This window comes from Streptomyces sp. NPDC031265, assembly GCF_055570295.1.
In genome coordinates this window covers 257,452-263,796 of record NZ_JBVIHM010000004.1, presented here as the reverse complement: position 1 = coordinate 263,796, position 6,345 = coordinate 257,452, and the positions used below count along the sequence as shown (strand labels likewise).

Annotated in this window: 5 protein-coding genes; 3 read left to right on the top strand and 2 right to left on the bottom strand. The window is 72.5% G+C overall.

Features of this window, described 5'->3' with window-relative positions; translation table 11 throughout:
* The first annotated feature begins 736 nt into the window (after positions 1-736).
* The 3 genes from ACZ499_RS09700 to ACZ499_RS09690 all read left to right on the top strand — a co-directional run bounded on the left by ACZ499_RS09700 (position 737) and on the right by ACZ499_RS09690 (position 4,534).
* Complete coding sequence (locus tag ACZ499_RS09700; RefSeq protein WP_468407015.1) at positions 737-2,521, top strand: DEAD/DEAH box helicase; 1,785 nt, start codon at positions 737-739, stop codon at positions 2,519-2,521.
* A gap of 451 nt (positions 2,522-2,972) precedes the next feature.
* The gene (locus tag ACZ499_RS09695) at positions 2,973-3,617 is read left to right on the top strand and encodes an IclR family transcriptional regulator (protein WP_283143297.1); all 645 of its coding nucleotides are present in this window, start codon (positions 2,973-2,975) and stop codon (positions 3,615-3,617) included.
* A 128-nt stretch (positions 3,618-3,745) separates the two neighbouring features.
* Positions 3,746-4,534 (top strand): YlbL family protein, encoded by a 789-nt coding sequence (locus tag ACZ499_RS09690; protein ID WP_468673492.1) that lies wholly within the window; start codon positions 3,746-3,748, stop codon positions 4,532-4,534.
* A gap of 286 nt (positions 4,535-4,820) precedes the next feature.
* Here the strand turns inward: ACZ499_RS09690 and ACZ499_RS09685 are convergent, their stop codons facing one another.
* Both ACZ499_RS09685 and ACZ499_RS09680 read right to left on the bottom strand, forming a co-directional pair.
* Positions 4,821-6,131, bottom strand: a complete 1,311-nt coding sequence (locus ACZ499_RS09685) for an MFS transporter (protein ID WP_468673491.1) — start codon at positions 6,129-6,131, stop codon at positions 4,821-4,823.
* Positions 6,128-6,313, bottom strand: coding sequence for a hypothetical protein (locus ACZ499_RS09680; protein WP_468673490.1), 186 nt, complete (start codon positions 6,311-6,313; stop codon positions 6,128-6,130). The genes ACZ499_RS09685 and ACZ499_RS09680 overlap by 4 nt, the downstream gene beginning before the upstream one ends.
* Between the last annotated feature and the right edge of the window lie 32 nt (positions 6,314-6,345).

The following is a 6,345-nucleotide window of genomic DNA, read 5'->3' as shown; positions in this document are numbered from 1 at the left end:
CCCGCACCTCGCTTCGGGCTGCGCCCCCGCACCTCGCTTCGGGCTGCGCCCCCGCACCTCGCTTCGGGCTGCGCCCCCGCACCTCGCTTCGGGCTGCGCCCCCGCACCTCGCTTCGGGCTGCGCCCCCGCACCTCGCTTCGGGCTGCGCCCCCGCACCCCGCTTCGGGCTGCACCCCCGCACCCCGCTTCGGGGCTGCGCCCCGCACCCAGCGGGGCGGGCGGGTTACCCGGGCTGCGCCCCTGCACCCCCTTCGGGCCTCGGTCCCGCACCCGTGAGCAGGTGGGGCACGGTGCCCGCGCCCCCGCACCCCCGCACCCCCTTCGGGCCTCCGTCCCGCACCCGTGAGCAGGTGGGGCACGGTGCCCGCGCCCCCGCACCCCGCTAGGGGCTCCGCCCCCCAGACCCCTGCCGGGGACAGACAGGTTGTGCGGGGCCCCGCCCCCGCACCCGCGACGGGCGGGCTGTGAACCCGCTCACCCCCGCCCCCCACTCGCCCCGTTGACCCCGGATCGCCCCCACCCCACCGGTAAGGTGGCCCGGTTGTCGTACGTACGCGACCGTGACGTCCGGGGCCGTGATGAACGCGACCGCGACGAATGCGACCGTGACGTACGACAACCGTGACGTCCGCGACCGTCACGTACGACAACCGTGACGTACGCGACCGTGACCCCGACCGTGAGCCGCAAGGCGCAAGCCCGCGCCGCCGCCCCGACCGCACGAACCCGGAGACCGTGACTACTACCGCCTCCCACCACCTCTCACCCGCCTTTCCCGGGCGTGCCCCCTGGGGTACGGCCAACAAGCTGCGTGCCTGGCAGCAGGGGGCGCTGGAGAAGTACGTCCAGGAGCAGCCGCGTGACTTCCTTGCCGTCGCCACGCCCGGCGCCGGCAAGACGACGTTCGCGCTGACGCTCGCTTCGTGGCTGCTGCACCACCACGTCGTGCAGCAGATCACCGTCGTCGCGCCGACCGAGCACCTGAAGAAGCAGTGGGCGGAGGCGGCGGCGCGGATAGGCATCCGGCTGGATCCGGACTACAGCGCGGGGCCGTTGAGCAAGGAGTACCACGGGGTCGCCGTGACGTATGCCGGTGTCGGCGTGCGGCCCATGCTCCACCGCAACCGGTGCGAGCAGCGCAAGACCCTCGTCATCCTTGATGAGATTCACCACGCGGGTGACTCGAAGTCCTGGGGTGAGGCCTGTCTTGAGGCCTTTGATCCCGCCACTCGGCGCCTCGCCCTCACCGGCACCCCCTTCCGGTCCGACACCAATCCCATTCCCTTCGTCACGTATGAAGAGGGCAATGACGGGATTCGGCGGTCCTCCGCCGATTACACCTACGGGTACGGGAACGCCCTCGGCGACGGCGTCGTGCGGCCCGTCATCTTCCTCTCGTACAGCGGCAACATGCGCTGGCGCACCAAGGCCGGGGACGAGATCGAGGCGCGGCTGGGCGAGCCCCTCACCAAGGACGCCATCTCGCAGGCCTGGCGCACCGCGCTCGACCCGCGCGGCGACTGGATGCCGAACGTGCTGCGGGCGGCGGATCAGCGGCTGACCGAAGTACGCAAGGGCATTCCGGACGCCGGTGCGCTCGTCATCGCCACCGACCAGGACTCGGCCCGCGCCTACGCCAAGCTCATCCGGGAGATCACCGGCAACAAGGCCACCGTTGTTCTTTCCGATGACACGGGTGCCTCGAAGAAAATCGACGAGTTCAGCGCGAGCAACGATCGGTGGATGGTCGCCGTCCGGATGGTGTCCGAGGGCGTCGACGTTCCCCGGCTCGCCGTCGGCGTGTACGCCACCACCATCTCCACGCCCCTCTTCTTCGCCCAGGCCGTCGGCCGTTTCGTACGGTCGCGGCGGCGCGGCGAGACCGCCTCGGTGTTCGTGCCCACCATCCCGACCCTGCTGAGCTTCGCCTCCGAGATGGAGGTCGAGCGCGACCACGTGCTCGACAAGCCCAAGAAGGACGGCGAGGAGGACCCGTACGCCGAGGAGGACAAGCTCCTCGCCGAGGCCGAGAAGCAGCAGGACGAGGACACCGGCGACCAGGACATGCTGCCCTTCGAGGCGCTGGAGTCCGACGCCGTCTTCGACCGGGTGCTGTACGACGGCGCCGAGTTCGGCATGCAGGCGCACCCGGGGAGTGAGGAGGAGCAGGACTACCTCGGCATCCCCGGTCTCCTCGAACCCGACCAGGTGCAGCTGCTGCTCCAGAAGCGGCAGGCCCGGCAGATCGCGCACAGCCGGCAGAAGCCCGCCGAGCAGGCCGACCTGCTGGAGATGCCCGCCGAGCGGCGGCCCGTCGTCTCCCACAAGGAGCTGCTGGAGCTGCGCAAGCAGCTGAACACGATGGTCGGCGCGTACGTCCACCAGAGCGGCAAGCCGCACGGCGTGATCCACACCGAGCTGCGGCGGGTGTGCGGTGGACCGCCGAGCGCCGAGGCGACCGCCGGGCAGCTCCGGGAGCGGATCAAGAAGGTGCAGGAGTGGGCCACGCGGATGAAGTGAGTCCGCTTGTCCGGTAACTGCGTGTTTGTGTATGGGAGTTGGCTGCCCTTGCACCGTCGGCGGGGCCCGGGTGCGATGCCGGGACCCGCCCTCCCGTGGGGACGGGATGGGGCGGCGAGGGCCTGCCCCCACGGACGCCCCTCGCGCGACGCAACGGTAAGGGGAAGGCAAAGTCGCCTGCGGTGACCAAGGTCCCGGGCACCCTGGACTTAGGTCCCGAACCAGGAGCAATGCCCCGGGTCGTCAACGTACGCGCCCGGATTCTGGACGAGGCCTTCCGCTGAGCGGGACCGATCGCTACTGTCCCGCCATGCAAAACGCCCCGTGGCAGCGCCGCCGCGGAGCGCAGCCGGTGCCATGGCCTGCCGGCGGCCTCTGTGCGCGTCGCCGATGGGACCGGTGCCGCGATCCCGTGGGGAGCCGCCGCGACTCACCATAAGGAGTGGGCGTCGTGACCGCGGAGACCTCTCAGACGCTCGACCGGGGACTGCGTGTCCTCAAACTGCTCGCCGACACCGACCACGGCCTGACCGTCACCGAGTTGTCCAACAAACTCGGCGTCAACCGGACGGTGGTCTACCGTCTGCTGGCCACACTGGAACAGCACGCTCTCGTACGACGTGATCTGGGCGGCCGCGCCCGGGTCGGCCTCGGCGTGCTGCGCCTCGGCCGGCAGGTCCATCCCCTCGTACGGGAGGCGGCCCTGCCCGCACTGCGTTCGCTCGCCGAGGACATCGGGGCGACCGCGCACCTCACGCTGGTCGACGGGGCCGACGCGCTCGCCGTCGCCGTCGTCGAACCGACGTGGACCGACTACCACGTGGCCTACCGGGCCGGGTTCCGCCACCCGCTCGACCGGGGCGCGGCGGGCCGCGCCATCCTCTCCGCCCGCCAGGCCGGCGGCCTCGTCGACCCCGGCTTCACCCTCACCCACGGCGAACTGGAGGCCGGGGCGAGCGGCGCCGCCGCGCCGCTGGTCGGGATCACGGGGATAGAGGGCAGCGTGGGCGTGGTGATGCTCGCGGACGCGGTGCCTGAGCGGGTCGGCCCGAGGGTGGTGGACGCGGCGCGGGAGGTCGCGGACGCGCTGCGGTAGGAATCAGCCTCTCCGGCGATCGAGGAGCGGGGGTGCGGGGGCAGAGCCCACGCGAGCGGCGGCGCCGCGAACGGGGCCCGGGGCGGAGCCCCGGTAAGCAGCCGATCGCGCCCCGATACATTGGATCCGTGCACCCCCGTCACTCACGCCTCCGCAACCTCGCCATCGGCTCCGCCCCCGTCGTCGCGCTGCTCGCCGTCGTCGGCTTCGCACCGCTGCCGTTCTCGGTGGCGCAGCCGGGGCTGACCGCGAACGTGCTCGGGGACGACAAGGGCACCCCGGTGATCACCATCGAGGGCAGGCCCGCCCGGCACACCACCGGGCAGCTGCGGATGACGACCATCGAGGCGACCGGGCCGTCCGCCGACGTCGGGATCGCGGACGTGGTGCGCGCCTGGTTCCGTACCGACCAGGCCGTCATGCCCCGCGACTCGGTCTACCCGAGCGGCGGCAGCGACAAGGAGATCACCGAGCACAACCGGGCCGAGATGAAGGAGTCGCAGGACAGCGCCACCGCGGCCGCGCTGAACTACCTCCACCTCGGTCCGCACCAGGCCAAGGTCACCCTCAACCTGGCCGACGTCGGCGGGCCCAGCGCCGGGCTGCTCTTCTCCCTCGGCATCGTCGACAAGCTCGACGGCAACGGCTCCGGCGGCGAGCTCACCGGCGGCCGTACGATCGCCGGTACGGGCACGATCGACGCGGACGGCAGCGTCGGCGCGGTCGGCGGCGTCTCGCTCAAGACGCGGGCGGCCCGGCGGGACGGCGCGACCGTGTTCCTCGTGCCGAAGGCCGAGTGCTCGGACGCCCGCGCCGAGCTGCCGCAGGGGCTGCGGCTGGTCCCCGTCACCACCCTGTCGGGCGCGGTGTCGGCGCTGAAGGCCCTGGACAAGGGCGGGGACGTCCCGAGCTGCTAGGGCGTGTTTCGAAAGTCCCGTCTGCCCGGCGGCGTCTGGCACGCACGCTCGCCGCGTTGTCGGGATCACCCCGATACAACCAGTATCGGGGCGACCCTCCGCCTTGCGATCGCACGCACCAGACGCCGCCGGGCCCGCCCTTCGGGCGGACGACGCTACTTTCGAAACACGCCCTAGGCGCTCCGCTGGGAGTGCGGTGATTCGGCCGCGGACCGTCAGTGGCTGGTCGCGCAGTTCCCCGCGCCCCTATGGGGCGCTGTGCCGCACCGCACTTCGGCAAAGCTGCTCAGTGTGCGGTGCCCACAGTTTCGGTCCTCAACTCCACGGCCCGCTGCGCGACTTGCGCGTCCATCCCCCGCCACGCCGGGAACACCAGCGGGCTCAGCGTGGTCGCCAGATACACCGCGCCCACCACCAGCAGCGCGCCCCGCGCCCCCGCGCCGTCCACCAGCAGGCCCGCGCCGAGGCCGCCGAGCGGCATCGCCAGCTCGCAGCCGGCCGTGAGCGCGCCGGACACCCTGCTGCGCAGCTCCTGGGGGACGCGTTCGTACGTCACCGTCGTCAGGATCGGGTTGAGCATGCCGCCCGCGAGGCCGCCGAGCGCCATCGTGGCGGCGAGCGGCAGCGCCGAGCCGGTCAGTGCGGCGACCACGAAGCGCGGCGCGCCCGCCAGGACGAAGGCGGTGGTGAACACCGCGCGCCGGGGGAACCGGTGGCCCACCGCGCCGTACAGCAGCGCGCCGAGCAGCCCGCCCGCGCCGAACGAGGCGGTGAGCAGGCCGAGTTGGGTGGCGCCGCCGAGTTCGCGTTCGGCGTGCACGGGCAGCAGCACGGCGTTCCAGCTCTGGTCGAGGCCGTTGGTGACCATGACCATCACGGTGACCGCGAGCAGCAGCCGGGCACGCAGCAGGAAGGCGTACGTCTCGCGGATTTCGGCCCGGTAGGTGGCGGGGGAGACCGGCGCCGCGTCCCGTACCGGCTCGGCGGCCCGGATGCCGCGTACGCCGAGGGCGACGAGGAGCGCGGACGTGCCGAACGTCGCCGCGTCCAGGAGCAGTACGGACTCCGCGCCGACCAGTGTGATCAGCAGTCCGGCGAGCGCGGCGCCCGCCATCCTGGCGCCGCGCTGCACGGCGTCGAAGAGGCTGGCGGCGCGGGCCAGAGTCGTACCGGCGTGCTCGGCGAGGTCGGGCACCAGGACGTAACGGGCGGTCCGGCCGGGGGTGACGGCCAGCCCTTCGAGCGCCATCAGCGCGCACAGCAGCCAGAAGTGGAGCGCGCCCGCGAAGTGCAGCAGCGGGATGGCCCCGACGGCCAGCGCGCAGACCAGGTCGGAGCCGACGCTCACCCTCCGTCGGCCCAGCCGGTCGATGACCGGGCCCCCGATCAGCGCGGCCACCACGATCGGCAGGGTGGCGCAGAAGGCCACCACCCCGGCCCGTCCGGCGCTCCCGGTGGTCTCCAGAACGAACCACGGGACGCCGATCATGGTCAGCGAACTGCCTGCGGTGGAAATGGTGTTGGCCGTCAGGACGGCGGCCAACGCGGTACGTTTGCGTGCTCTCTTCTCCTCGGCGTGCCCCCCGTCGCCGCTCATGCGATACGCGTGCGGTGGCGCGCGGGGGGCTGGGCGAGGCGGGTGCCCAACTCGACCATCCTCAGGCCGACTTGGGTGCGTATGCGGTGGCGGTCGCGCGGTATGAGCGCGTGATCGGCCGCCTCCCTGCGGAGTTCGGTGGCGCGGGCTTCGTGCAGGGTGAGGTGCGTGGAGGGCAGCATGTGCGTGGTCCCTTCGCTGCTCGTGGTGCGGG